Source organism: Salinivibrio sp. ML198 (genome assembly GCF_001996015.1).
GTDB lineage: Bacteria > Pseudomonadota > Gammaproteobacteria > Enterobacterales > Vibrionaceae > Salinivibrio > Salinivibrio siamensis.
In genome coordinates this window covers 68832-95106 of the sequence record NZ_MUEZ01000001.1, presented here as the reverse complement: position 1 = coordinate 95106, position 26275 = coordinate 68832, and the positions used below count along the sequence as shown (strand labels likewise).

Below are 26275 nucleotides of genomic sequence, written 5' to 3'. Positions count from 1 at the left end.
CGGTTGTTTCAAGATAAGGGCGAACTCTCAGTTACTATTTCGCCATTATGGAGAATCGCCGGTGAATCCATTTGTCACACTTATCTGTTTAGTTTTGATCTTGGTGCCTTGGGTTGCGCAAGCGCAAACCGATAGCGTATCTGGGGATAATTATCTGACCGTCGGCCTGGTCGGCTATACCGAGCCGTCGATTTATAAAGATGGTGAAGATGACCAAGACATTGAGCTGGTGGTTGAAGCGCAATGGGAGGGGATTTTCTATCGTAACGACACCCTAGGTGTGTATCTCGCCGAGGGCGACAGCTGGTATGTGTCGGTGGGTGTGGGCGACGATGTGTTTGGCGATCACACCCGCGGTGACAGCAAAACCCTCAAGGATATGAAAAGTCTCGATAAGGTATATACCGCTAATCTAACTACCGGCTGGATAACGTCGGTGGGCTATTTTGAGCTCGGCTACCATCATGATATCTCGGATAATCATAACAGTGGTGCGGTATTGGCCCGCTATGGTGCGCCGATAGAACAAGGCCAATGGGTGGTGGATCCACAATTGTCACTGACTTGCGTGGGTAGTGTGGTGAGTCGTTATTATGTTGGTGTGTCTGCCCAAGACGCCAAAGCTGGCCGAACGACTTATCAACCTGATCAAACCTGCACATTCCAATCCGACCTCAATCTCTATTACACGCTTGGCCGCGCGCATCATCTGTTGTTGGGGGTGGGCTATCGCCACTATGGCGATGAAGTATCAGACAGCCCGATTGTTGATAGAGACGATTTGTGGTCGTTCAATACCGGCTATTTATACACCTTTTAGCGGTAATGGGGTGGAAGGAGAAAGGGTATGAAGTGGCTAAAGCGAGGTTTGACAGCGCTGGTGCTGATAGGCACGTTTTTGGTCATAGTCATGGATGACCCAAACGCGGGGCTAAAGCGTCAAGCCATTCACTTTAACGTAGGCGATAATCAGCTCACGGGTGAGTTAATTTTACCTGAAGGTACTGAGGCGCCGAATCAGTGTGTGGTGTTTGTGCATGGTTCTGGTGACGTGCCGACCGATGCGTTTGGTTATTACCTCCCACTTTGGCGAGTGTTAGCGGCGAATGGGTGGTGTGCGTTGTCTTGGGATAAACCGGGAGTGGGAGAGTCGAGCGGGGATTGGCGGTCGCAATCGATGCAAGATCGGGCCGATGAAGTCGCGGCGGCGATTCGCTATTTGCGCCAAACCTTGGGGCTAAAGGATGGCAAACTGGGGTTGATGGGCTTTAGCCAAGCCGGTTGGGTGATCCCGAAGGTGGCGCACCAAGTCGAAAACATCGACTTTTTGATCAGTGTCGGTGGGGCAGTCAACTGGATGGCGCAATCCGAGTATTCTGGACGTCAACGGCGATTAGCCGCCGGATACAGTGAATCCGCTATTGCGGAAGAGCAAGCTGCCGAGGCGACAGTGGATGCCTTGATCCAATCCGGCGCGTCGTATCAGCAGTACCTCAACCACGTAAACTCGAATGGCAACGCGCCCATGAGCGAGGCCTTTTGGCAATTTGTACAACGTAATTGGGCCTCGGATGTGACTGCTGATTTAATCGATCTCGACGTGCCTACGTTAGCGTTGTTTGGTGCGCGGGATGCTTATGTCGACTCAGATAAAACCGCTTCTACGTATCACCAGCTGCTCGCTAACGCGCCGCTGCCTTTTTATCACGTGCGTGTGTTTGAAAATGCCGACCACAGCCTACTGCGCACCGACAACATCGCCAATGCACACAGTGAGCGTCACCGCTGGTTAACACTGGCACGGATTTGGTGGCATGGGGACGCAGCGTTCGCCGATGGTGTGATGCCATGCTTAACGGCTTGGCTGGCTCAGTTTGAGAGTGGGCAACCAAGACCGACAACTATCTGCGTGCCCGAGCGGGTAAGCGATTCAAAGCCAGCACTAAACGCGGATACAACGCAGGGGTAACGTTTCAATTTGCGGTGAATTGGGGTTTAATGCAGACATTGACGCTAACGCTAAGAGAACCAGCATGCAAATATGGGTAGACGCGGACGCTTGTCCGGTCGCAATGCGCGAGATGATAGTGCGCGCGGCACACCGAACACACATTCAAGCCACCTTTATTGCCAACCAGTTTATTCGCTTGCCACCGTCGCCCTATGCCAGCGCACGTCAGGTCGAGAAGGGCTTTGATGTGGCCGACAACCAAATTGTTGCCGAGGCAGAGGCGGGCGATTTGGTGATCACCCAAGACATTCCGCTGGCGGATGAAGTGATTGAAAAGGGCGTGACAGTGATTAACACCCGCGGCGAATTGCTGACCAAAGAAAACATCCGCGCCCGGCTTAATATCCGTGATTTTATGGAAACCATGCGCAGTAGCGGTGTGCACACAGGGGGGCCCGCTCCGCTTGGCCCGCAGCAAAAACAAGCCTTTGCCAATCAGCTCGATAAATGGTTGGTTAAAGCGCAGCGTCATCATGCCGCGCAAGCAAAATCGTCTGATTAAGCCCGCGTGCTTATTCTCACTCAATTTTTCTTATCATTAGAAGGTGTTAGGTACCGAGAACTGATCAGCGGTATCGTGGGAAATACTAGATAGATAACCAGCTTGTCGGCGGGAGCACGTCAATTGAGTGCATGCTTTGTCATTGCTCTGCACACTACCCCAGAACGTGAGAGAAGAAAGTAAGTATAATCAATAAATTATGGAAGTAGGTGTGGTGATAGTGTGAACACATCATCAGAGATAGGCGTCATGCACACTTTCTCGGAAAAGAGGCAGGCTGGAATGATAAAAATATTCATACTAACAGTAGGTTAGGAAAGAACAATTGCGTATAGCGATTTTGACAAATAGAGCATGCGCACTAATACAATTTTAGTATTTTCAGGATAAACCTCGGAACTTAAAGGTTGCTAATTAGTCCTAGTTCTGTCCAGTTTTCGAGGTTTTTATGAAGTATGTACAGTATTTTGTTATAGCGGCTATCGCATCAAGTTGCGGTTTTATCGTTCATGTATTCAGCGCTGAATGGCTGCAAGCTTGGATTGCACAATATATGGAAGGACAACGTATTATTCCTTCTTGGGATGTCAGATATATAGCTATGCTGACATCATTGGAATATGGCATATCAGCAATAGTGTTGTATTGGCTTATCAGAGATAAAATCATCAAATATGGTCAATTTAAAGCTTTTATTATCTTAAGTTTGTTGCTTACAGCTCTACATGGAGCATTAATTCGTCAACCGTTAATGGACTTTGTTGTTGGTAACCCAATAGAGGTTGCTGTAGTGCAGAATGCCTTTAAGTGGCTAGTATGGGTCTTGATGTCACTAGTTACCGTTTATGGTTTTGAGCGGCTTTGTGGTCAGGGCGAACGCATGAGTACAGAATATTGAACACTCTCCGCCCTGGGGTCTGAAGTTTATTACACTTTGAACTTACTGAGCTTATCTTTGAGGCTGTCAGTGCTTTGTTGCATTTCATCGGATGTAGATGACGAGTTATCACTGATCGCCTTAATTTCTTCCGACATGTCTGAAATAATTGTAATATTCCGAGTGACTTCTTCACTTACTCTCGACTGTTCTTCGGCGGCACTGGCAATTTGGTGGGCTTGTTCGTTTACGTCTTCAATTTGCTCGGCGATTGACTGAAAAAGCTGTTCTGTTTCTTGGATATCTGACACTGTCTCCTTGACGGCTTTGTAATTTTCATTGATTGACAACACAACTGCCTTGGTATTGTCAGAGAGTTGATCAATCATTTCAGTGATTTCCTGAGTTGACTCTTGAGTCCTTTGCGCTAGAAGACGGACCTCGTCTGCAACAACAGCAAAGCCTCTTCCTTGATCACCTGCACGAGCAGCCTCGATGGCGGCATTCAGGGCGAGAAGATTGGTTTGCTCAGCGATATTACCGATCACGGTAAGAATGCTTTCAATGTTTTCTGTGGATGCAGATAGAGATTGTGCGCGCTCTTCTGTGCTACCCAAATCTTGATAGATAGTGGTGATCTGGCTCGATGTTGATTGTAGTCGCTTGACTCCTTGCGAACACGAATTTTGAGCGTTAGAAGCGGAATCTGATGCTTGACGCGTTGATGATGCGACTTCCTCTGCTGATTTTGACATTTGATGCACTGCGACTGTTAGTGAACCAATTTCTTTTGTTTGAGCATCAATTTTTTCTTTTGTATCCATAGAAAGAGAGCTCGACTCGCTGGCTCGCTCGTTGACTTTTAGACCAATATCTTTAATGTCTTTTATGAGTTCTTGCAAGCTTTCGAAGAAAAGGTTTGTCTTTTGTGATATTTGCCCTGTCTCGTCCTTTCTTTTCACTGCGAGTCTTTTGGTAAGATCCCCTTCTCCCTGTAGAATATCATCGAGATTGCCGATGATATCTCTGAGGGTAGAAGTAGACTGGCGTGATGTGACAATCATTGCTAGCGTACCTAGAAGTAAAGAAACACACCCACCCAGAAACGCGAAATACAACGACTTAGATGTTTCCTTATCAAGCCAGCTAGTAAAACTGTTTTGCTCTTCCTGAATCAGGGCTTCAGGCACCAGTACACTAACTAACCAAGGGTTGTTGGTGTAGGTATTGACTTCACCTGACAGGCCAATGTCATCACCTGAACGAATAAATGCTTTTTCACTCGCACTGTTTTTTATATCATTAATGTCAAAGTCTTGAAATTCTGATAGTTTTGAACCAACATTAGATGCATTATCACTATCGCCTAATGTGACACCTTTCCAAGATAGAATTTTAACGCGTCCCTTTCCGTCGAAAAGGTTTGAGTCAATTTCTTCAGCCATATTCTGAACTGTTTTTAAAGAAAGGTCTAATCCAATACTGCCAACAACTTGGCCATTAATCTCTATTGAATCACTGATTGTGGTAATTAATTCTTCACCGCGACTAGGAACTTCATAAAAATAGGGTTCCATGAGAAATAGTTTGTTATTTTCGTAAGGGTATAAATGCCAGTCATCTTTGCGCTCTCCATTGTTATTCAGCTCGGTATTTGAAAATGAGTTCATGGCTACGAAATCATACCCACCTTTACCATCCGGATAATAAAAGGGTGCGAGAAAACCAGTATCGTTAAATCCTTTTTTTGTATAGGGCGTAGAGTTAAAAGAAGAGGGCCATGCCGGTTCTTCGAATACCATATAACCAGAAAAAACAGCTTCTTCTTGAGGCATCATAGTTGCCTCAAAAAGCTTGAGAAGAAAATCAGGATCTTTTCCTTGTTCAGCAGACACTTCCATATTGCTCTTTAATATTTCCAGGTTTTTAATAACAGGAATAACGAGCTCTTCAATATCAGCAACTGCATTACTGACTGCAAGCTTCATTTCGAGATTCGACTCTCGAGTAAAAGTTTCAGTCATACGGTGGTTGATGTCGTCATAGACGCCGAGATTGTTAGATAAGTTGACACCTAGCCCAACAATCAAGACGGAGGCCATCAAAAAGGTAGAAAGTAGAGTTATTCTCGCAGTTAATGACAAGGACATTGATGATCCTCCCTTTTTAAGTTAATGAAATTATTAGTCTTTAAGCGTTGTTCTAATTTGTTGCTGTTTTGTTAATGTAGACTAAGATTAAAAAGAATGTCTCACCGAGGATGAAATAATGCGTAATAAGTCTCTAGCTTTTATCGCAGGCGCCTTTCTCACCTTCTCTTTTGTGCCAAAGGCACTCTCAACCCCCGTTACTCTGCTGGAGTTAGATTGGGCAAGTCAGCGTGTGCTGACGCATGCTCTCTCTCAGGTGATGCAAGACAACGGCGTTGAAACCGAGATAAGGAAATCGTCTGCAGCCCCGCAGTGGATGTTTTTAAGTACTGGAAAAGCAGATGTCCAAGTCGAAGTATGGGAAGGCTCAATGGGACCCAAATTCAGTGAAATGAGAGAGCGGGGACTAGTTTTAGAAGGTGTCACTCACAATGCAAAAACGCGTGAGGATTGGTGGTACCCATCGTATGTTGAGGAGCTATGTCCAGGATTACCCGACTGGAAAGCACTGCAAAAATGCCCCGGTGTTTTTTCTGGAGGCGATAGTGTTGGCCACTATTACTCTGGCCCTTGGGAAAAGCCGGACCGCGCAAGAATAAGAGCGCTTGATCTTGAGTTTGACGTAACTATGCTGAAGTCCGGTGGTGAGATTAATGAACGCATTCATAAGTACATTGCTGATAAAAAACCCTTAATGATTTTTAATTGGTCACCAAACTGGGTAGAAGCTGTTTACGATGGAAGTTTTGTTGAATTTCCCGAATACACGGAAGAGTGTGAAACGCGACCGTCGTGGGGTTATAACAAGAAGTTCACCTGGGATTGTGGTAATCCAGCTGGCGGGTGGTTAAAGAGTGCAATATCGACTGATCTAGAGAGCAAGTCTAGCTGTGCTTACTCCATCATGAAAAACTTTAAGCTGACTAACGCTGATATAGCCTTGGCTGCTTCTTTGCTTGATGTCGAAAAATTGCCAATAGAAAAAGCAGCGCAAACATGGTTGGAGAAAAAGCAGGATCTTATTGATCAAACTCTTTCAGCTTCAAGTTGCAATGTTTAGCGTTGGTTTATAGATATCAACTGTGGCTTCGCTCGTACTCTTGGCCTTGAGTCTATGACTCAAGGCTTTTTAGTCAGCGATCTCGTTCAAATGTTTATTGATGCCCACTCGCTATCTGCGAAGTGGGCAATCAGCGCATCTAGCAATGCTCGCACCGCCGGTGGTTGATTGCGACGTGACGGGTATAAGGCGTAGATATCCATTGCCTTGGGTTGCCAATCGGGGAGTACCACCTCCAGCTGACCTCGCGCAATGGCACTATGAGCCAGGTACACCGGCTGCATGCTCACGCCCATGCCCTGAATGGCAGCACTGAGTAAAGTAGTCGCCTCGTTAGCTGAGAGCTTACCTTGCACTTCAACCGCGGCGTGCTCCTCGTCTTTGTCTAAATGCCAAATCGGTCGATCAAATTGCTTATAACTGAGACAGCTATGCGCGGTGAGATCTTCCGGGGAGCGGATCGGTGCATGGGCCGCCAAATAATCCGGTGCCGCTACCAAAACGGAATCACACGCGGCGATCGGACGACCAATTAGGGAAGGGTCGGGGTTGGATGCAATGCGAATGGCTATATCAATCCGATCTGCAATCAAATCGACCGCCTTATCTTGCACTTCAATATCTACATCGACCCCAGGGTGAGCGGCCATAAAAGGCTTTACCGCGGGGATCAGTTGCGCAAAACCAAACGACATACTGGTGGCCACCCGCACTTTTCCGGTCAAGCCCGCGTCTTGTTGCCATTGCTGTGTCAGGGCATTGGCTTGCTCAACCCATTGTTCCAGTTGCGGCAAGCTTTGCTCGCCGGCGGAAGTTAATGAAACCTTGCGCGTGGTGCGCTGCAATAAGCGCACACCTAACCAGTCTTCCAGCGCTTCGACATGGCGAGTCACCATCGGGCGCGACATCTCGAGACGCTCGGCAGTGGCGGTAAAACTTTGCGTTAGGGCGACATCTACCATGACTCTTGCCGCAGTAAGTTTATCCATGAGTGTGCTCCGAGGTTGGCTATAAACAATATCGATCGTGTGATGAATGGCGACGACGCATCAATATGATCGAAATATGAAACAATGATGCAAATTATTAGCTATATATCCGAACAAGTCGAGCCCGTAAACTGCACAGCATCTCAACACCGAATGCAAACAACGGAGCACGACGATGAAATTGATAAAAACCCTAGCCGCCTCTTTATTACTAACCGGTAGCGCAATGGCAGCAAATAATGCTGAACCCTTGAACTTAGACGTGTATAACGCGGATGGTAACAGCTTCCACGTAAACTCAACCTTGGTGTATGGCGAAACCGAAGCCATGGTGGTTGATACGGGCTTTACTAAAGCAGACGCGCTACGTATTGCTGCTAAGGTGCTGGATTCTGGGAAAGCGCTGACCACTATCTTTATTAGCCAAGCAGACCCAGATTACTATTTTGGTGCGGAAGTGCTGCACGGTATGTTCCCTGATGCAAACGTGATCACCACACCGGCAGTGCGCGCCACCATTGCAGAAAAACTGGATGGAAAAATGGCATTTTGGGGCCCAAAAATGGGTGACAATGCGCCGCAAAATCCCGTGGTACCTGCTGCGTATACCCGTACGTCATTGACACTGGACGGTCGTAAAATTGAAATTCGCGGCGCGAAAGGCGAGTTGGCGCATCGTCCGTATCTTTGGATCCCAGCCAACAAGGCGATCCTGGGTAACGTCGCTGTATATGGCAATGTTCACCTTTGGATGGCAGACGCACAATCTGACCAAGCGCGTGAAGGTTGGGCCGCACAACTAGAAGAAATGGCAGCACTGAAGCCTAACGTGGTGATCCCAGGACACATGACCGCGGGCACGGCACTGAACGCTGACACCATTACTTTTGCCCAGCAGTATTTGCAAGACTTTGCCGAGGCGAAAGCAAACAGTAAAGACAGTGCTGAGCTGATTAAAACCATGCAAGCGAAATATCCGAAAGCGGGTTTGCCGATGGCTTTGGAAATTGGTGCCAAAGTACATATGGGAGAAATGGAATGGTAAACGTCCACTATATTTTTGACCCAATGTGTGGCTGGTGCTTTGGCGCCGCCACCTTGATTGAAAGCCTGAGCAACACCCCTGAGATTAACTTGCAGCTTCATCCAGGTGGCATGCGTGAGCGTGCGCCGATTGAAGACAGCTTTCGTCAACACATTTTGGCGGCAGATCAGACCATTGCCGATCAAACCGGACAGACATTTGGTCAAGCTTATCTTGACCGCGTGGCAAGCGACCAGCCGGTAATTTTGGACTCCTTTATTACCGCGCAAGCCATCCTCGCTGCTCAGCAGCTTGATGGTCAGGGGGCAGAGATGCTGAAACGCATCCAGCGTGGCCATTATCAGCAAGGTCGCTCCGTCTATGACGCTGACACGCTCGCAGAGCTTGCCAGTGAGATGGGGATAGAGGCAGAGGCTTGGCAACAGGCGATGAATCGCGCCGAAAATGACGTGATGCCCGCGGTGAATCAAACCCGTCAATTGATGGTAGCGCATGGCTTACGCGGTTTTCCATCCATGCTGGTGGAGCAAAACGGCCAATGGCAAGCCATAACAGTGAGCCAATACTATCGCCGCCCAGACGCATGGCAGGCGCTGTGGCAAACACTGACTCAGGCATAAAGCAAACAAAAACGGCGAGCACCAGGCTCGCCGTTTTTTGTCGCGATCATTGTTTGTACATTATCACTTGGGTGCAGTCAGCGGCACCGGCTTTTTAGGCTCAAAGCCTTCGATGATGCGACGTTCAAGTGGATGCCCGAGACGTGCTTCAATCATGCGCAAGTTTTTGGTGTTATCTTTTGAGACCAATGAAATCGCTTCGCCTTGAGCACTGGCGCGACCGGTACGGCCAATTCGGTGGACGTACTCGTCGGCCGGGAAGGGCAGATCGTAATTGACCACGCGTTCGAGCGACTCAATATCAATGCCGCGTGCAGCGACACCGGTGGCAATTAAAAATTGGATGTCACCGTTTTTAAAGTTTTCCAGCAGTTGGGTCCGCACGGCTTGGCTGCGTCCACTGTGAAAAGCTTCGGCGGCAATGCCCCGTTTTTCCAGCTGGGTGGCGAGTTTGGCGGCGCCGTGTTTGGTTTCGATAAAAATCAACGCCTGTGTCCAGCCATTCTCTTTAATCAAATGACTAAGGAGTGCGGATTTCTTATCTTTATCGATTGGAATGCACCACTGAGTAATGTTGTCTTTCGAGGCATCTCGTGCGGCAATGCTGATTTCTTTGCCTTCATCGCCAATGGTCGCTTTGGCCAGATCGCGCACTTTATTAGAGAGTGTGGCCGAAAACAGTAAGCACTGCGTGCTGGCAGGCAAGCGGTCAAGAATATTCTGAATGGCATCAATAAAGCCCATATCGAGCATACGATCGGCTTCATCCAGCACCAGCACTTCCACTTCATCTAAATAGACGGCACGTTGGCTGAGTAAATCCCGTAGACGTCCCGGGGTGGCGACCAAAATGTCGACGCCGTCGATCAAGGCTTGCTTTTGTGCCTGCTCGTCCATGCCGCCAACCATCGCTAAGGTCTTTAGCTCAGTAAACTGGCTGTCTTGACGTGCGCTCTCAGCCACTTGCAGGGCGAGTTCACGAGTGGGAGCGATGACGAGAGCGCGCGCGCGCTTTTTACGTCCTGCTTCACCGGCAGATAATTTATCGATGATAGGCCAGATAAAACTCGAGGTTTTTCCGGTGCCCGTTTGTGCCGCGGCAATCAGATCATGCCCTTGTTGGATGATTGGAATCGCTTTGGCTTGAATAGATGTTGGCGTGGTAAAGCCGCGTTGGGCTATGGCTTGGCAAAGTGGGTCGCTTAAACCCAGTTTTTTAAATGGCATAACAGACTCAACAAACAAGAAGCGTGTGTCCGCGTTACTGCACAGACACACTGAATGGCGTGGAGTCTAGCACGAACCTTACAGTAGCACGACGCAAAATCTGCTGGTGTTCTAGGGACAGTTTGTTCTAGGCCGCGTACTTTCTGAGCTCATGAGGATATACACGCATGCCATTGAGGGTGTTTTCATAAACAGCTTGCTCTCGAAGGTAAGACCAAACATGGGGCTCTGTCCCTGTTTGCGCCGCTAATCAATCGATAACAGCGTCGATATGTCGGCCGGCATAGTCTTTATGAGGGGTAAAAAGTTCCTTAATTGCAGATAACATAGCACGCTCCTTGTGTGTAACTAAATTACATATTGGTATATTTAGAGCATAGTTCGTGTTTCATTTGTGATCAATGTTTAATTAATATCTGTATTAAATGACAATGTTGTAATTAATTTTCAGTAGCGTGGTTCTATTTAGTGGTTTGGGTTTCTTCTTCTATTGACGGCCTTGACCGAGTGACACGACAAGACGGAAATCGGTTACTCAATAGATATAATAACCCTATTTTTTGTAGCACATTAAAGTGGTTTGGATTTGTTTAATATCAAAGGCAGTGTTTTCGTGTGTGCTAGGGTGACATCATCGAAATTCTCCTATGGAGTGCTTTACCATGCTACTGAATGTCACCGACAAACAAAAAGAAGATAAGATCCCACCGTTGCTCCGATTGGGCTTTCGGCCCTTCTTCCTCTTTGGTGCTCTTTACTCATGTCTGGTTATTATTATATGGAGTGGGCTTTACACGCATCCTGGAATGGTTTCACTGACCGTTCCCTCCCTTTGGTGGCATGCCCACGAGATGCTGTTTGGGTTTTCGATGGCCATTGTCGGTGGGTTCTTAATGACGGCGGTGCAAAACTGGACGGGTGTGCCGGGTACCCGAGGGCTGAAGCTTTTCGCCATTTTTTCATTATGGCTGTTGGCGCGGTTGAGCTTCTGGGTGGATGTCCCAATGTGGTCGAGCCTTGTACTTGATACCCTGTTTATGGCCTGCGTGGCATGGTCGTTGGGTTATCGCGTGGTAGTGACTAAGCGTCAGCGCAATTATCTGTTTATTCCTATTTTAGCGGTGGCGGCTTTGCTTAACGCATTGTCTTACGGCGTAATGCTAGGGGAAGTTTCACTACCTATTAATCAAGTTTGGCACAGTACCTTGTTGTGGTTCATGCTGCTTATTAGCGTCATGGGTGGCCGCGTGATCCCGTTTTTCACGGAGAAGAAGTTGGGTATACAGGTGTCCAGCCCACCTGTGTGGCTAGAGCGAGCGATTATTGCTCTGTTTGTGCTACTGATTGGCGTCACTTTGGTGTCCGGTACTGATAACATGGTCGCGCGTGGGTTGCTGCTTACAGCGGGTATTGCGCAATGTGTTCGGCTCTACCGCTGGCAAGGTTGGAGAGCGTACCAGGTACCTATGCTGTTCTCGTTGCACGTATTCTATCTCTTTTTACCACTTGGCTTGTTATTAAAAGCCTTGGTGATTAACCCCTGGGCATCAAATCTTATCTGGCACTTATTCGCGATAGGTGCGCTCGGTGGCGTTGTCTTGGCCATGATTGTGCGAGTCACGCTCGGCCATACTGGGCGCAATGTCTATCAAGGTCCCACTGTTTCTTGGCTCTTTTATGCCTTACTCATTTCAGCCCTCGTCCGTGTATTTGGCATGTGGTTTTGGCCGGTGTATACCCTAGAGCTGGTTGCCGCATCAGCACTGCTTTGGACGATCAGCTATGGCTGGTTTGCGGTGCGATTTGGCCCTATGCTGAGCCAAGCACGCGCAGATGGCGCGGCGGGGTAATGTATGACGCTTTACCGGATTGTGTTGGATTGATGCTAGGTAGTTTAACGCCTAATCATTGATGAGATGGCTGATAGAGATGGAAGGCGTTTATCAATTAGTAGGTTGTTTATTGTCGTTTTTTCTAGCGAACAACTAACATTAGACCTAATATGCAGTTACACACTTTAAAAACGCTGTCTCATTTTTAATAATGGATTGAAAGAGGTCGGTTTTATTGCCGCCTCCTTCACTTTGCGTCACGGTGGGCGTGAGGTAGGGTGTTGCAAAAAGGTTGAATGGACGTCATCGCACGGGAACCACAATGAAAAAAACGAACTACTACGCACTGAAGCTGGCGTTTATCTATTTCTTTTTTGCGACTTTGTGGATCTTATTCTCCGATCGCGTGGTGACTGCCTTAACAACAAACCTGGAGCTGTACGAGCTGGCACAAGCATTCAAAGGGCACCTCTTTGTTGTGGTGACATCGATTATGCTCTGGAACTTGGCAAGAAGGAATAACCTAGCGTTAGAGCGAGCGAGTGACATTGATAGTGTCACAGGGTTGCACAGCCCTTCAGTGTTTATGCGTCATGTGGATACCTTGCTTGCCCCACGGGAGCAACAAACCTCGTATGTTTTGGTGATTATCGACATTGATGGGTTTACATCACTCACCAATAAACTTGGGTTTGAACGTACTAATCACCTGCTGTCTGACATGGCTCATGCCATTGAGGTATCAACGCTATTCGATAAACTCACGTCGCGCGTCCATGCAGACCGCTTTGCCTGCCTTGTAGCGTTAGACGGTGCTAGCGATATGGCCCTTTATATTGATAGGTTGCACCGTGAGTGTCATCGTCATTTGCAACGATACGATCAAAAAGCCACTTGCTCGATAGGGGTGGCGTTATTTGGGCCAGATGGTGACGATGCCGCCACCTTGATGACGGCGGCTACGCGCGCCCTGAATGATGCCAAAAAGCGCAAAGGGGCGATAACGTATCATGATATTCATTTAACTGAGCAAGCTCAAAAGCGTAGGCAGCTCGTTTCCGCACTCAGGATTGCAATCAATAACAAAGAGATTGAGGTTGTCTTTCAGCCGCAATATCGCTTGGCATCAGGCGAGCTAACCGGCTTAGAAGTATTGGCGAGATGGACCCATGAAACCTATGGTGTGGTGCCACCGAGTACGTTTATCACGCTCGCCGAAGAGCAGGGGTTTTGCGAAGACCTAACGGCGCTCGTGCTCGAAAAAGCTGCCAAGCAGTTACATGATAGCGGTCTGTTGGGAACTGTCATTCAGCGTGTGTCGGTTAATATTTCTGCGGTTGAGTTTAATAGTGAGAGTGCGATCCGGCGTATTGATGACTACTTGCAACTGAATCCAGAATTCGCGCGTTACCTGTGCCTAGAAATAACCGAAACCGCGGCACTTGATGATATTCTTGAGTGCGCACGAGTGGTTGATACGCTCAAACGCCATGGCGTGGCTTTCTCCATTGATGATTTTGGTGTGGGATATACCTCTTTAGGGATGTTTAACCGAATCAACGTCGATGAGATCAAGATTGACCGTAGTTTCATCCAATCGATGGAAACCGACAGTCGTGCCAAAGCGATCACTGCAGGTATTATTGATATTGCCAAACGACTTGACATTAACGTGGTGGCTGAAGGCGTGGAAACGGACACTCAGCTTGCATTGTTGAAAAGCTTTGAGTGCGAATATGCACAAGGTTATTACCTAGGCTACCCTTCTTCGCTATCCGAATTGAAAGTGGCGATGTCTGTTTGAAAGGCGGATACTGAGTAGAGAGTTGATAAAGCACCGCCAAGATTTACCCGCAAAACCATTAAATATCGTATACCAAGCTATCTTTCGCCAAAAATGGCCAATTAAGGCGTTGTGGCTCCATGTCAGTGCCGTTGAAAAAATATCCGCGGTGCGGCATCGCATACACGGTATCGCCCTTTTGATACGCTGCGGCTTGCCACGCATGATGGGTCAAGGTGGCCTCCCACAGTTGTTCACTCTCCCAGCCTTGTGGAGCGAGTGAAACCCGCACCTCGGCACCGACTGGATTGATAGAGACCACACGCATGGGCAGCGAGAGTTGGCTATTGGGTTTATCGGCCAGAGTTAACTCATGGCTGCGCACATACAAAGTGCCTGATTGTTGGATGTGCGTGTTTAATGTGGGTTGGATAAAGGCATTGCCATTTTTCCAGACGCCTTGTTGATAGGCGCCGGAAAAGACATTTACATTCCCCAAAAAATCAAACACAAAGCGACTTTTCGGCGCAGCATATAGATCAACCGGGCTGTCGACTTGTTCAATTTGACCGTTACTCATCACCACCACGCGATCCGATAGTTCCAGTGCTTCGTCTTGGTCGTGGGTAACAAACACACTGGTAAAAGCCATTTCATCATGCAGTCGGCGTAACCATTGACGCAGCTCTTTGCGCACTTGTGCATCTAATGCCCCAAATGGCTCATCAAGCAATAGGATTTCCGGCTGTGTCGCTAACGCTCGCGCCAGCGCGATACGCTGCTTTTGCCCGCCTGATAATTGTTCGGGATACCGCTGGCCCAGGTGGCCTAACTGCACGACCTCAAGCAGTTGATTAACCCTTTGTGTAATCGTGGCCGGTGAAGGACGCTCGCGACGCGGCATCACTTGCAAGCCAAAGGCGATGTTCTCCGCCACCGTCATGTGTTTAAACAAGGCATAGTTTTGAAAAACAAACCCGACACGGCGATCTCGCACGTGAACGCGGGTGACATCGCGCTCTCCAAACAGGATCTGGCCGCTGTCACTGCTTTCTAATCCGGCAATAATGCGCAATAAAGTGGTTTTCCCGGATCCTGAGGGGCCAAGCAGCCCCATCATTTCACCTTGCTCAATGGTGAGTGATAACGGCGATAACGCTTGGAATTGGCCAAAGTGTTTGGTGATATCGTTCAGTTGAATGCGCATGGCTTACGGCTCACTCTGGTTCGTTTGTAAAGTTAAGTGGGCAGGCGTTGATGCACTGCTTTCATCCATCGGCGCGGTGCTGGCGTGCACACGATGCTGACGCCATTCCACCAAAGCTTTTAGCGCCAAGGTGGCGAGAGCCATAAAGGCAAGTAATGACGCACAGGCGAACGCCGCTTGGGTTTGGTAGTCCTCATAGAGCAGCTGTACCTGCAAAGGCAGGGTATTGGTTTGACCGCGAATGCTGCCTGACACCACAGCGACCGCACCAAACTCGCCGATGGCGCGCGCATTAGTCAAAATGACCCCGTAGATGAGGGCCCACTTAATATTGGGCAAGGTGACGCGGCGAAAAAGCTGCCACCATGATGCGCCTAACACCACCGCCGCTTCTTCCTCTGCTTGCCCTTGCTGTTGCATGAGCGGGATCAGCTCGCGGGCGACAAAAGGGCAGGTAACAAAAATAGTGACCAACACAATGCCGGGTAGGGCAAACATTACTTGAAGATCATGCTCAAATAGCCACGCGCCTAGCCAGCCGTTACTGCCATAAAGCAGCAAATAGAGTAAGCCTGCGACCACGGGCGACACGGCAAACGGGATATCAATCAAGGTGGTGACCAGCTTTCGTCCCGGAAACTGGAAGCGGGTGACCGCCCATGCCAACATCACACCAAATACGAGGTTAATGGGTACCGTGAGAACGGCCACCAACAATGTAAGGCCAATCGCGTGGCGGGTATCCGGTGCGAGTAAATGCTGAAAATAACTTATGATGCCATCGGCGAAGGCGATGGAAAAAATACTCACCAGCGGCACAACCAACACCAGCGCCACGAGCAGCAGCATAAGCGCGATTAAACTGCGCCTGATCCATGTGGTATCACCAATTCTCACCGAGTTTGTGCTCATAAAGTGTCCTTACCGCCCGTGAATACGTTTTAGATAACGGCCTTGCCAAAGGTTGATGGCAAACAATAACGACAGCGATGCCATCAAGATCACCGAGGCAATGGCACTCGCCGCTGGGAAATCAAACTCTTGCAAGCGAACAAAGATCATCAGCGACGTGATCTCGCTGACGTAGGGCATATTGCCAGCAATAAAAATGACCGCGCCAAACTCGCCTAAGCTGCGGGTAAACGATAAGGCCACACCGACTAACAACGCTGGCTTGATGGTCGGCAGAATAATCCGCCAAAATACCGCAGCGTCGCTCGCCCCGAGCACAGTACCGGCCTCTTCTTCCTCTTGGGAAATTTCCTCCAACACGGGTTGGACGGTACGCACCACAAACGGCAAGCTGGTAAACATCATGGCAATCACGATCCCAAGCGGCGTGTAAGCAACTTGGATACCGACGTTAGCAAGCACACTGCCTATCCAGCCGTTATCGGCGTACAGGGTGGCGAGCGTGACACCGGCAACGGCGGTGGGGAGAGCAAACGGCAAATCAACCAGCGCATCGACCAAGCGTTTGCCCGCAAAATCGTATCGCACCAGCACCCACGCAAAGAGCAGGCCAATCACACCATTTAGTAGTGAGGCAATCAGCGCCGCACCGGCTGTGACTTTATAACTGGCAACAATGCGTGGGTCAGTGATGGCAAACCAGTATTCTTGCCAACTCATTTGGCTGGTTTGCATGATAAGGCCGCTGGCTGGTAACAGCAGGATTAAGCTGATGAACAGCAAAGACACGCCCAAACTGATGCCAAACCCGGGCAGCACGCGCTGCTGACGTGCTGCCCAAGGTGTGGATTGGCGTTGATACGATAGCGATGGCATAGCGTCTCAATACCTAGAAAACATTAACGGCGTTGTAGTTGGTCGAGTTTTCCGCCACTGGCAAAGTGCGTTTTCATGGCCTGATCCCAACTCCCTGCGATGGCTTCTACGGTCAGCAGTTCGACTTCAGGGAAACGATCGGCATGGTCTTTGACTACGTCAGGATGATGGACGCGGTAGTTAAAATCGGCCAGTAAGCGTTGTGCTTTTTCGCTGTAAAGGTAAGACAAATACTCGGTCGCCAGCTTGGTAGTGCCGTTGCGTTTGGCGTTGCGCTCGACCACGGCGACGGGGAACTCGGCCAAAATCGAGGTTTTAGGTACCACAATATCGTATTTATCACTGCCATATTGCTGGCGGATATTATTGACCTCTGATTCAAAGGTGACCAGCACATCGCCAATTCCGCGTTCAACAAACGAGGTGGTTGCGCCGCGGCCGCCGGTATCAAACACCGCCACATTGGCGAGAAGCTGTTTCAAAAATTGGTCTTGCTGCTCGGTGTTATCTTTGCCGAATGCCTTTTGTGCATAACCGAGTGCGGCAAGGTAGGTATAACGGGCGTTACCAGAGGTTTTTGGGTTTGGGAAGACAGAGGCTACGTCGTCCTTGGCTAAATCATCCCAATTTTCAATGTTCTTTGGGTTGCCCTTGCGCACCAAAAACGCGGTGGTTGAGTAGTACGGCGAGCTACTGTTGGGGAAATTCTCTTTCCAGTTTTTATCGATCAACTTGCCGCGATCGTACAACACCTGCACATCCGTGACTTGGTTGAAGGTGACCACATCCGCCTGCAGCCCTTGCATGATGGCGCGCGCCTGCGCCGAGGATCCACCGTGCGACTGCTTAATGGTCACCGATTCTCCGGTTTTTTCTTGCCAGTGCGCTGCAAACAGCGGATTGTAATCAGCAAAAAGCTCACGTGCGATATCGTAAGATGAATTCAAGAGGGTTTGCTCGGCGGCAGATACCGGCGCCGCGCTGGTGGCAAGCAAGGCCGAAAGAGCCAGAGTTTTGAATACCTTCATTGTTAAATCCTTGATGGCCGTTTGTTGCTGTGATCAGCAAAGAAAGTTGGGATAGGTCACAGAATAAAAGCAATTGAAGGGAATAAAAAACAGTTTAAATATAACCATTTTGTATATGTTAGTGAAAAAATGTCTGCGTGTCGTGTCAAGCCTCCTTGTAGGATGTGGCGGTAGACAGTGTCTTACGCGGTGTTGAGAGCATCCATCAGGCAGGCAATTCATGAAACATGAAGAGGTAAACAACGTGGCTGATTTCCCCACGCTTGAAGACTATGTGGGTCAGACCCCTTTGGTGCGCTTGCAGCGGTTAGCCGCAGCGACAGGCAGCACTGTTTTAGTCAAACTCGAGGGTAATAATCCGGCCGGTTCGGTGAAAGATAGACCCGCACTCAATATGATCGTGCAGGCAGAAGCGCGGGGTGATATCCAACCCGGCGATACCTTGATTGAAGCGACCAGTGGCAACACAGGGATCGCGTTGGCGATGGCGGCGGCGATTAAAGGTTATCGACTGATTTTAATCATGCCTGAAAACGCCACACAGGAGCGCAAAGATGCCATGCGAGCCTATGGCAGTGAGTTGATCCTCGTCTCTCAAGCGGCGGGGATGGAGGGCGCTCGCGATTTAGCTTTATCCATGCAAGCACAGGGCAAGGGCAAAGTGTTGGATCAGTTCAATAACCCGGATAACTGGCGGGCGCATTTAATGGGTACGGGGCCAGAAATTTGGCAACAGAGTCAGCAACAAATCACCCACTTTATTGCCAGCATGGGCACCACAGGTACCATTGTGGGAACCTCAAAGTACTTAAAAACGCAAAATTCCGCGATTAAAACCATTGGTTTACAACCGACAGAGGGGAGCGCGATTCCTGGTATTCGCCGCTGGCCAGCTGAATATCTTCCCGGCATTTATACCGACGAGCACATTGATGCAGTGATGGACATTTCCGAGCAAGATGCGAAAGAGACCGCGCGCGCCCTCGCCAGAGAAGAGGGTATTTGTGCAGGGGTTAGCTCGGGTGGTGCCGTGTTTGCGGCCCTGCAAGTCGCCAAAGCCGAACCCGGCTCTGTGGTGGTGGCCATTGTTTGCGATCGCGGCGATCGTTATTTGTCGTCTGGGTTGTTTTCGTAACCGTTTACTGGCGAGCATAAAAAAGGTGACCCATGTGGGGTCACCCAGTTGAATTTGAACATAGTGTTCGCACTACGCTGTGGCGAATTTGTAGGTGCGATAGCCACCAATTAAGTTGCGGGCTTTAAAGCCATTGTTGACTAGCTGGCGGTAGGCGACGTTGCCGCGCAGACCGACTTGGCAGTACACCACAATTTCTTTGTCTTTTGGCAGCTCATTAATGCGTCCGCGCAGCTCGTCGACCGGAATATGCACATCGCCTTCAATGTACTGGCTGTTTTCGCGCTCTGGCGCATTGCGCACATCGAGTAGCACTTGATCGTCGGTAAGCTTTTCTAACTCATCAAAGTGGATCGGCGTCGCGTCACCTTTAAGAATATTGGTGGCCACAAAGGCCGCTTGGTTAATCACATCTTTGGCACTACCGTAAGGTGGCGCGTAAGTCAACTCTAAGTGTTGAAGCTGCTCGACTGTCATACCAGCACGCTGCGCGACCGCCATGACATCAATGCGCTTATCAATGCCATCTTTACCCACCGCTTGTGCGCCTAAAATCGCGCCGGTATCTGGGGCAAACAGCAGCTTAAATGAGACGATTTCCGCGCCAGGATAATAACCGGCATGACTGGCGGCGTGGACATAGACCTTTTGATAATCGATATCAGCGAGCTTGAGTTGTTTCTCGTTTTGGCCCACCGAGGCGACGGCCAGATCGAAAATCTTACAGATGGCGGTGCCTTGGGTGCCGAGATAATGTTCAGTACTTCCTAGCATATTGTCAGCGGCCATCCGCCCTTGACGGTTCGCCGGACCTGCCAGTGGTACTAACGTCGGTTTATGGGTCACAAAGTCGATTTCTTCCACTGCATCACCGACCGCGTAAATGTCGGGGTCTTGGGTCTGCATGGCGCTGTTGACCACAATGCCGCCTTTTTCACCAATGGCAAGCCCCGCCTGTTGCGCCAGCGTGACTTCAGGCTTAACGCCAACCGCCATGATCAACAATTCAGTATGCAGCGTGTCACCATTATTTAGCGTGAGGTTCAGTGAACCTTCTAGGTGTTGCGGCTCACTCGGCTCGCCGGCATCATCACTGGCGACATGCGTGGTGGGAATAAACTCGGCGGACTCCAGCGCTGTGCCTAGGCGTAAATCCACTCCTTGATCGCGAATGCTCTGGTGGGCAAAGCCGGCCATTTCGCGATCAACTGGCGTCATGACCTGATCGGCCATCTCCAATAGGGTGGTTTTAATCCCGCGTTGATGCAGCGCTTCCATCATCTCAAGGCCAATAAATCCTCCGCCAACGACAGTCGCATGGCTGGGGTTATTCATATCAATGGTATGCAAAATCGCATCCATATCTGGAATATTGCGGAGCGAGTGGGTCAGCGGGTTATCTAAGCCAGGAATGGGCGGCATGATGGGGGCCGCACCTGGGCTTAACAACAACTTGTCGTAGCTTTCTTGATAATTGCTACCATCGGCACGGGTGACGGTAACGGTTTTGGCCTCGCGATTAATCGCAGTGACTGTGCTGTTGATGCGCACATCCACATTAAAGCGGGCGCGAAAACTATCTGGGGTTTGCAGCAAGAGTTTACTGCGATCGGTAATATCTCCGCCGATATGATAAGGCAAACCACAATTAGCGAACGAGACGTACGGGCCACGTTCGAACATGATAATTTCGGCTTCTTCACTTAAGCGACGGGCGCGAGCGGCGGCAGAGGCGCCACCAGCGACGCCGCCAATAATTACGATTTTGGTCATTATGACTCCATCAAGCGTTGCTTAGTCCAAGTTTTTTCAGGAAAAAGGCAGCCGGACAAATCCCTGTAAACGCACTTTGGATCAGGTTTACGCCAATGAAGACGGTTAGCCAAATAAATTGGCTGTGAACTGTGAGGGTAAGCACGACAGAAAGTAGCACCATCATGCCAGCGATTACACGTACGCCATTATCAATTGTCATAGCAAGACTCCTTTGCATCCTCTATACGATTCCCCGACAGACCGAACCGCTTTGGCTCGAACGCCTTCAGTGTTTGTCGGCACTGGGATCACTCTAGAAGTTATATTTAGAAAAGTCTAATTATATTTAAACTAAATTAGAATTGACTAAATAAAATGGCGCGCTAAGCTATGAGTATTGGCGAGAGAGGAGTAGGCGATGGCAGAGTCAAGCGTGCCGTTTGAGACAGAAAGCATACCTGACATGGACATTGTTGCCATGCGTGAGCAAGCGTCTTTGGTGGCGACCATGTTGAAAGTGATGGCCCATCCTGAGCGCTTAATTGTGCTGTGCCAGCTCTTGGCCGGAGAGTGCTCCGTGGGGCAATTGCTGCAAGGGTCGTCGCTCAGTCAGTCGGCGTTTTCCCAGCACCTTAGCGTGTTAAAGCGGCATCAACTGGTTAAGGTGCGCAAGTCATCTCAGCAGGTGTTTTATCAGCTCAATGACCCCCACGTCGCGGCGATTATCGCCACCTTGCAGCGGCTCTATTGTGCCTGATGTGTCTGAATCTGAGCGATCAGCATACATTTATTGCCCGTCGATGCGCTAAGTTAATTAATATTCAGCGTTTTTACCTATCGTTTTCTTGTCGTTACTGACATCAGCCAAAGGATCGAATATGCGAGATGCCCAGCCACAAGGTCAGCTGATCACCCGAGTAATGAACAGCTTCTTCCCGCCTATCCTCATCGTGCTCGCACTGCTGGTCGGGGCGGCGGCGCTGTGGCTTACACCCAAAGAAGAAGATCCGCAAATCGTGGTGCCAATGGCAGATGTTGTGGTACAAGCGCCCGGTTTGAGTTCGTCACAAGTGGCAAAGCAGGTGACGCAGCCGCTCGAGAAAAAAGTCAGTCAAATTGATGGGGTGGAGTATGTTTATTCCACCACCCAAGCAGGCTCCGCGTTGGTCACGGTGCGCTTTTACGTGGGTGAAGATCGCGAGTCTGCCTTGGTGAAACTTTATAACAAGCTGTACGCCAACCAAGATGCGATCCCAGCTGCTGTGAGCGAATGGGCAATCAAGCCGGTGGAAATTGATGATGTGCCAATTGTGATTGCGGCACTGCGTAGCGAAAACCCTGACCAGCTCGACCATTATGCGCTTCGACGCATTGCCGAGCAGGCCACCTTGGATCTCAAAGCCCTTCCCGAAACCAATGCGGTGAAGGTGGTGGGTGGTGTGCCGCGGCAGGTATTGGTCACGCTCGATCCTGCGGCTATGGCTAGCTATCAAATCAGCGTGTCTGATCTGACTAATGCCTTTTCGCTAAGCCATCAAAAGCGTGATGTCGGGGATATTCAGCATCAGGGTGAGCGCTATGTATTAAAAACCGGCCAGTGGTATCAAAGCCTTGAGGAGATACGCCATTTAGTGGTGGCGGTGGTTAATGGCAAACCTGTGTACCTGCAGGATGTAGCCGAATTATCCGACGGCGCGCAAGAGTCCACCACAGATACCTGGATCCAATCGACCGATGATAGCCAGCCGCATCCAGCAGTGTTTCTCTCGGTGGCCAAGCAAAAAGGTTCGAACGCGGTGAGCGTGGCCGAGGATATCACCGCCACGCTCAATCATCTGGTCGCCACACAATTTCCCGAGGGCGTGAGCGTTGAGATTATTCGCAATTACGGTCAAACCGCCGATGCCAAAGTAAAAAACTTGGTGTCCAGCCTCGGTATTGCGGTGCTCACCGTGGTGGTCTTTGTTGGCTTGTTCTTAAACTGGCGAAGTGCCTTAGTGGTAGCGATTGCGATCCCAATCAGTTATGGCGCGGCATTAGGGCTGGATTTAGCCTTTGGCTATTCGATTAACCGCGTCACCCTGTTTGCGTTAATTTTGGCGCTGGGACTGATTGTTGATGATCCGATTGCCAGTATCGACAACATTGAACGGCACCTGACCCATGATAATAAGCCGCGTGGACGCACGATTGTGCTGGCGATGTTGGAAATCAAACGCGCATTGATCATGTCGACGGTGGCGATTGTGATTGTGTTTACCCCGATGTTTTTTATCACCGGCATGATGGGGCCGTATATGGCGCCCCTTGCATTCAATGTGCCGGTCAGTGTGGTGATCAGTACCTTGGTAGCGTTTTTAGTCACCCCTTGGCTTGCCAAAAAAATTGTCCGCGCTTCCAATAAAGGTGATGACTATCGCATAGAGACCACGCCGTTGTACCGTGGCTACCGACGCGTGTTGCTGCCATTGCTCGAGAGTAATCGTCGCGCCAAAGCGTTTTTATGGCTAGTGGGCGTGTTGTTCGTCATCGCCGCCTTGCTGCCTGCTTTGCGCCTCGTGCCACTCAAACTCTTGCCGTATGACAATAAAAACGAGTTTCAGGTGGTACTGGATTTGCCGGAAACCGCCAATCATGTTGATACCTCCAACGTGCTGCGAGAAATGAACCGTTATCTACAAACGCAAGCCGAGGTGGTGTCGGTATCCGGCTTTGCCGGGCTCGCCTCACCGATGGATTTTAATGGCATGGTGCGACATTACTTTACTCGCCAAGCGCCTTACCAGGGTGAACTGCGTGTGGTGCTGGTGGATAAGCACCGGCGCACGTTGCAATCGCATGGCTTGGTCACGCGCATGCGTGATGAATTAGAAGCCATTGCAGCAAATTATGATGCCGAGGTGCAATTAGTGGAAATGCCGCCAGGGCCGCCGGTGCTGGCAACCATTGTCGCGGAAGTGTATGGCTCACCAAGCACGCCTTATTCAACCCTGCAAGCGCAAGCGACGCAGGTGGCCGAGCGATTAAAGCGTGAAGCCTTGGTGTCAGAAGTGAGCACCAGTATTCAAGGGCCTTTATCGAGCTGGCAGTTTGTGGTGGACCAAGAAAAAGCCGCCTTGTCGGGTATTGCTGTGGCCGATATCAACCAAGCGCTCAGGGCCGCGAACCAAGGGGTCACGCTGGCCCATTTAGCGGATGCCGATGAAATGGATCCCTTGCCCGTGAGGCTGCAGCTTGCGCCGGATGCGCGCGATCAACTTGATGCGCTGCTTGCACTGCATGTACGCGGTCGGGCTGGGGTAGCTAAACAATCTGTTCAAGGTGCCTTGGTGGATGCGCCGCAGCCGCTGGTCGCCTTGAGTGAGCTCGGTCATTTTACGCGGCAACCGGTTGATCAGCCTATCTATCATAAAAATTTGCGCCCCGTCGTGTATGTGTACGCCGAACCCACTGGACGCGTGCCGGGCGAAGTAGTCGCCGATGTGATGGCCGACTTTAATCAACCTGAATCGGATAGTGCTCGCCCGCTATCAGCGCGTAGTTATTTGGATAATGGCGCGGGTGATGGCTGGCAAGTTGATGAGGGTATCGAGGTGGTATGGAGTGGTGAAGGAGAGTGGAAGATCACCATTGATGTCTTTCGCGATCTGGGGATTGCCTATGGCGCAGCACTGCTGGGCGTCTTTATTGTGATGCTGATACAAACTGGGCTACCGGCGGTATCGGGTATTATTATGCTCGCGATCCCGCTGACCGTGATTGGCATCATGCCGGGTTTTTGGTTGCTCAATGGCTTAAGCGGTGAGATCAACGGCTACCCAAACCCTGCGCTATTCACCGCCACCGCGATGATTGGCATGATTGCATTGGCAGGGATTGTGGTGCGTAACTCACTGGTGTTAATTGAATTTATTCAACAGTCACTTGCACAAGGCATGGCGCTGAGTGAAGCCCTAGTACAAGCGGGCGCAGTGCGAATGCGGCCTATTTTGCTCACCGCCGGCACCACCTTATTGGGGAATGTGATTATCACCCTCGACCCTATTTTCAATGGCTTAGCGTGGGCAATTATTTTCGGCATTGCCGCGTCTACCGTGTTTACCTTGCTGGTTGTGCCTGTGGTGTACAACCTTGCGTATCAACATCACCCGACCCATGGCTTATCAGTAGAAGGAGAGGATGCATGAAGGTAAAAAAAGGCTTACTCGCACTGGTGCTAGGCACTGGGTTATTGGTGTTATTTTTAGCGATGGCTGGCGCCTTTACCGAGAAAGTGGGGTCAGAATCGCCCCCCAAACCTGTCGCAAGCGATATGAAAACGCTAACACTGGAAGCGGTCGAACAGCCGCAAACGCGTACCTTCTCGGGTAAGCTAGTGGCACGACAAAACGCCACGCTGGCAGCGCGGATGACGGCCACCGTCGCGGAAGTGTTGGTTGATGTCGGTGACCGCGTTGAGCAAGGCGATGTATTACTGCGTTTAGATAATGCCGACCTCAGTGCCAAAGTTCGCCAAGTGCAACAAGCCTTGGCCTCGGCGCAATCGCAACTGAATACCGCGCGCAGTGACTACCGCCGAATGGAGACCTTGTTGGCGAAAAAACTGGTGCCTCAATCTCAGTTTGATGAAGCGGAAAATCGCTTAAAAACGGCGCAGTCTGATTATCGCCGCGCCCTTGCTGCGGTGGACGAGGCAGAAACCCAATTTGGTTTTAGTCTGGTGCGAGCGCCTTTCTCGGGCGTGATCACGGAAAAGATCATCAACCAAGGTGATACGGCAACACCGGGCGCGGCAATGTTATCCCTGTATAACCCTGCCAGTATTGAAGCGGCGGTGAATATGGCTGAGTCTGTTTTGCCTTTTGTGGCGATTGGCCAATCGTTAACGGTTGAATTGCCCACCTATGATAAAACGCTGACAGGTATGGTGCGCACGATGACGCCCGCCGCCGATGCGAGCTCACGTAGTTATCGTGTCGTGGTGACACTGCCTCATTCGGATCCTAACGATAGCTTGCTGCCAGGCATGTTTGCAAAAGTGACCGTGTCACAAAATTCCGAACCTGTGCTTTACTTACCGAGCAATGCGTATTATCAAATTGGACAACTTAACTATGTGAAGGTGCTCGATGTGGGTGAGGTGAGAACACGGCTTGTATCGCTCACACAGCAAGGACGCGTACGTAAGGGGTTAAAGCCTGGCGAGGTGGTTATATTGAATCCGTAAAAAAATGCAGTGATTCAGGTCGCATTATGGAGAATATCG

General features: G+C 49.9%; 22 protein-coding genes. 13 read left to right on the top strand and 9 right to left on the bottom strand.

Annotated features, from left to right (window positions below):
• Positions 1-61 precede the first annotated feature (61 nt).
• The 4 genes from BZG25_RS00380 to BZG25_RS00365 all read left to right on the top strand — a co-directional run bounded on the left by BZG25_RS00380 (position 62) and on the right by BZG25_RS00365 (position 3411).
• Positions 62-820: a MipA/OmpV family protein gene (locus tag BZG25_RS00380; RefSeq protein WP_158010244.1), complete on the top strand. Its 759-nt coding sequence runs from the start codon at positions 62-64 to the stop codon at positions 818-820.
• Positions 821-847: 27 nt separating this feature from the next.
• Complete coding sequence (locus BZG25_RS00375) at positions 848-1969, top strand: S9 family peptidase (RefSeq protein WP_077638297.1); 1122 nt, start codon at positions 848-850, stop codon at positions 1967-1969.
• Between the two features lie 64 nt (positions 1970-2033).
• On the top strand, positions 2034-2513 hold the full coding sequence (locus BZG25_RS00370) for a YaiI/YqxD family protein (RefSeq protein ID WP_077638296.1): 480 nt from the start codon (positions 2034-2036) through the stop codon (positions 2511-2513).
• Positions 2514-2961: 448 nt separating this feature from the next.
• Positions 2962-3411 (top strand): hypothetical protein, encoded by a 450-nt coding sequence (locus BZG25_RS00365; protein ID WP_077638295.1) that lies wholly within the window; start codon positions 2962-2964, stop codon positions 3409-3411.
• Between the two features lie 29 nt (positions 3412-3440).
• Here BZG25_RS00365 and BZG25_RS00360 read toward each other — a convergent pair whose 3' ends face one another.
• Positions 3441-5540: a methyl-accepting chemotaxis protein gene (locus BZG25_RS00360; protein WP_077638294.1), complete on the bottom strand. Its 2100-nt coding sequence runs from the start codon at positions 5538-5540 to the stop codon at positions 3441-3443.
• Positions 5541-5658: 118 nt separating this feature from the next.
• Here BZG25_RS00360 and BZG25_RS00355 point away from each other — a divergent pair, with 118 nt between their 5' ends.
• Positions 5659-6600, top strand: a complete 942-nt coding sequence (locus tag BZG25_RS00355) for an ABC transporter substrate-binding protein (protein WP_077638293.1) — start codon at positions 5659-5661, stop codon at positions 6598-6600.
• 86 nt (positions 6601-6686) lie between these two features.
• On the opposite strand, the gene BZG25_RS00350 is transcribed toward BZG25_RS00355, so the two are convergent.
• Positions 6687-7589 carry a LysR family transcriptional regulator gene (locus BZG25_RS00350; protein ID WP_077638292.1) on the bottom strand — a complete coding sequence of 301 codons (903 nt, stop codon included), beginning with the start codon at positions 7587-7589 and terminating at the stop codon, positions 6687-6689.
• A gap of 175 nt (positions 7590-7764) precedes the next feature.
• Between BZG25_RS00350 and BZG25_RS00345 the strand changes: the two genes are divergently transcribed.
• Positions 7765-8634, top strand: coding sequence for an MBL fold metallo-hydrolase (locus BZG25_RS00345; protein ID WP_046075766.1), 870 nt, complete (start codon positions 7765-7767; stop codon positions 8632-8634).
• Complete coding sequence (locus BZG25_RS00340; protein WP_077638291.1) at positions 8628-9254, top strand: DsbA family protein; 627 nt, start codon at positions 8628-8630, stop codon at positions 9252-9254. Before BZG25_RS00345 ends, BZG25_RS00340 begins: the two co-directional genes overlap by 7 nt.
• Before the next feature lie 63 nt (positions 9255-9317).
• Here the strand turns inward: BZG25_RS00340 and BZG25_RS00335 are convergent, their stop codons facing one another.
• On the bottom strand, positions 9318-10481 hold the full coding sequence (locus BZG25_RS00335; protein ID WP_077638290.1) for a DEAD/DEAH box helicase: 1164 nt from the start codon (positions 10479-10481) through the stop codon (positions 9318-9320).
• Positions 10482-11143: 662 nt separating this feature from the next.
• On the opposite strand from BZG25_RS00335, the gene BZG25_RS00325 reads away from it, so the two are divergent.
• Both BZG25_RS00325 and BZG25_RS00320 read left to right on the top strand, forming a co-directional pair.
• Positions 11144-12331, top strand: coding sequence for an NnrS family protein (locus BZG25_RS00325; RefSeq protein ID WP_158010243.1), 1188 nt, complete (start codon positions 11144-11146; stop codon positions 12329-12331).
• Positions 12332-12635: 304 nt separating this feature from the next.
• Positions 12636-14117, top strand: coding sequence for a bifunctional diguanylate cyclase/phosphodiesterase (locus tag BZG25_RS00320; RefSeq protein ID WP_077638288.1), 1482 nt, complete (start codon positions 12636-12638; stop codon positions 14115-14117).
• A gap of 58 nt (positions 14118-14175) precedes the next feature.
• Here BZG25_RS00320 and BZG25_RS00315 read toward each other — a convergent pair whose 3' ends face one another.
• The 4 genes from BZG25_RS00315 to cysP are packed head-to-tail and all read right to left on the bottom strand — an operon-like array spanning position 14176 to position 18119.
• The gene (locus BZG25_RS00315; protein WP_077638287.1) at positions 14176-15303 is read right to left on the bottom strand and encodes a sulfate/molybdate ABC transporter ATP-binding protein; all 1128 of its coding nucleotides are present in this window, start codon (positions 15301-15303) and stop codon (positions 14176-14178) included.
• Between the two features lie 3 nt (positions 15304-15306).
• Complete coding sequence (gene cysW, locus BZG25_RS00310; protein WP_077638286.1) at positions 15307-16215, bottom strand: sulfate ABC transporter permease subunit CysW; 909 nt, start codon at positions 16213-16215, stop codon at positions 15307-15309.
• Between the two features lie 9 nt (positions 16216-16224).
• A complete protein-coding gene (gene cysT, locus BZG25_RS00305; RefSeq protein WP_069363063.1) occupies positions 16225-17091 on the bottom strand; it encodes a sulfate ABC transporter permease subunit CysT in 867 nt (288 codons plus the stop codon).
• 23 nt (positions 17092-17114) lie between these two features.
• The gene (gene cysP, locus BZG25_RS00300; RefSeq protein ID WP_077638285.1) at positions 17115-18119 is read right to left on the bottom strand and encodes a thiosulfate ABC transporter substrate-binding protein CysP; all 1005 of its coding nucleotides are present in this window, start codon (positions 18117-18119) and stop codon (positions 17115-17117) included.
• 244 nt (positions 18120-18363) lie between these two features.
• On the opposite strand from cysP, the gene cysM reads away from it, so the two are divergent.
• On the top strand, positions 18364-19254 hold the full coding sequence (gene cysM / locus BZG25_RS00295; RefSeq protein ID WP_077638417.1) for a cysteine synthase CysM: 891 nt from the start codon (positions 18364-18366) through the stop codon (positions 19252-19254).
• A gap of 72 nt (positions 19255-19326) precedes the next feature.
• Here cysM and BZG25_RS00290 read toward each other — a convergent pair whose 3' ends face one another.
• Together BZG25_RS00290 and BZG25_RS00285 are read right to left on the bottom strand one after the other, a co-directional pair.
• Positions 19327-21027 carry an FAD-dependent oxidoreductase gene (locus tag BZG25_RS00290; RefSeq protein ID WP_077638284.1) on the bottom strand — a complete coding sequence of 567 codons (1701 nt, stop codon included), beginning with the start codon at positions 21025-21027 and terminating at the stop codon, positions 19327-19329.
• Positions 21028-21037: 10 nt separating this feature from the next.
• Positions 21038-21229 (bottom strand): DUF2892 domain-containing protein, encoded by a 192-nt coding sequence (locus BZG25_RS00285; RefSeq protein ID WP_069586663.1) that lies wholly within the window; start codon positions 21227-21229, stop codon positions 21038-21040.
• A gap of 243 nt (positions 21230-21472) precedes the next feature.
• Between BZG25_RS00285 and BZG25_RS00280 the strand changes: the two genes are divergently transcribed.
• The 3 genes from BZG25_RS00280 to BZG25_RS00270 all read left to right on the top strand — a co-directional run bounded on the left by BZG25_RS00280 (position 21473) and on the right by BZG25_RS00270 (position 26236).
• A complete protein-coding gene (locus BZG25_RS00280) occupies positions 21473-21766 on the top strand; it encodes a metalloregulator ArsR/SmtB family transcription factor (protein ID WP_077607408.1) in 294 nt (97 codons plus the stop codon).
• Positions 21767-21887: 121 nt separating this feature from the next.
• Positions 21888-25196, top strand: a complete 3309-nt coding sequence (locus tag BZG25_RS00275) for an efflux RND transporter permease subunit (protein ID WP_077638283.1) — start codon at positions 21888-21890, stop codon at positions 25194-25196.
• Positions 25193-26236 carry an efflux RND transporter periplasmic adaptor subunit gene (locus BZG25_RS00270; protein WP_077638282.1) on the top strand — a complete coding sequence of 348 codons (1044 nt, stop codon included), beginning with the start codon at positions 25193-25195 and terminating at the stop codon, positions 26234-26236. The genes BZG25_RS00275 and BZG25_RS00270 overlap by 4 nt, the downstream gene beginning before the upstream one ends.
• Positions 26237-26275 lie beyond the last annotated feature (39 nt).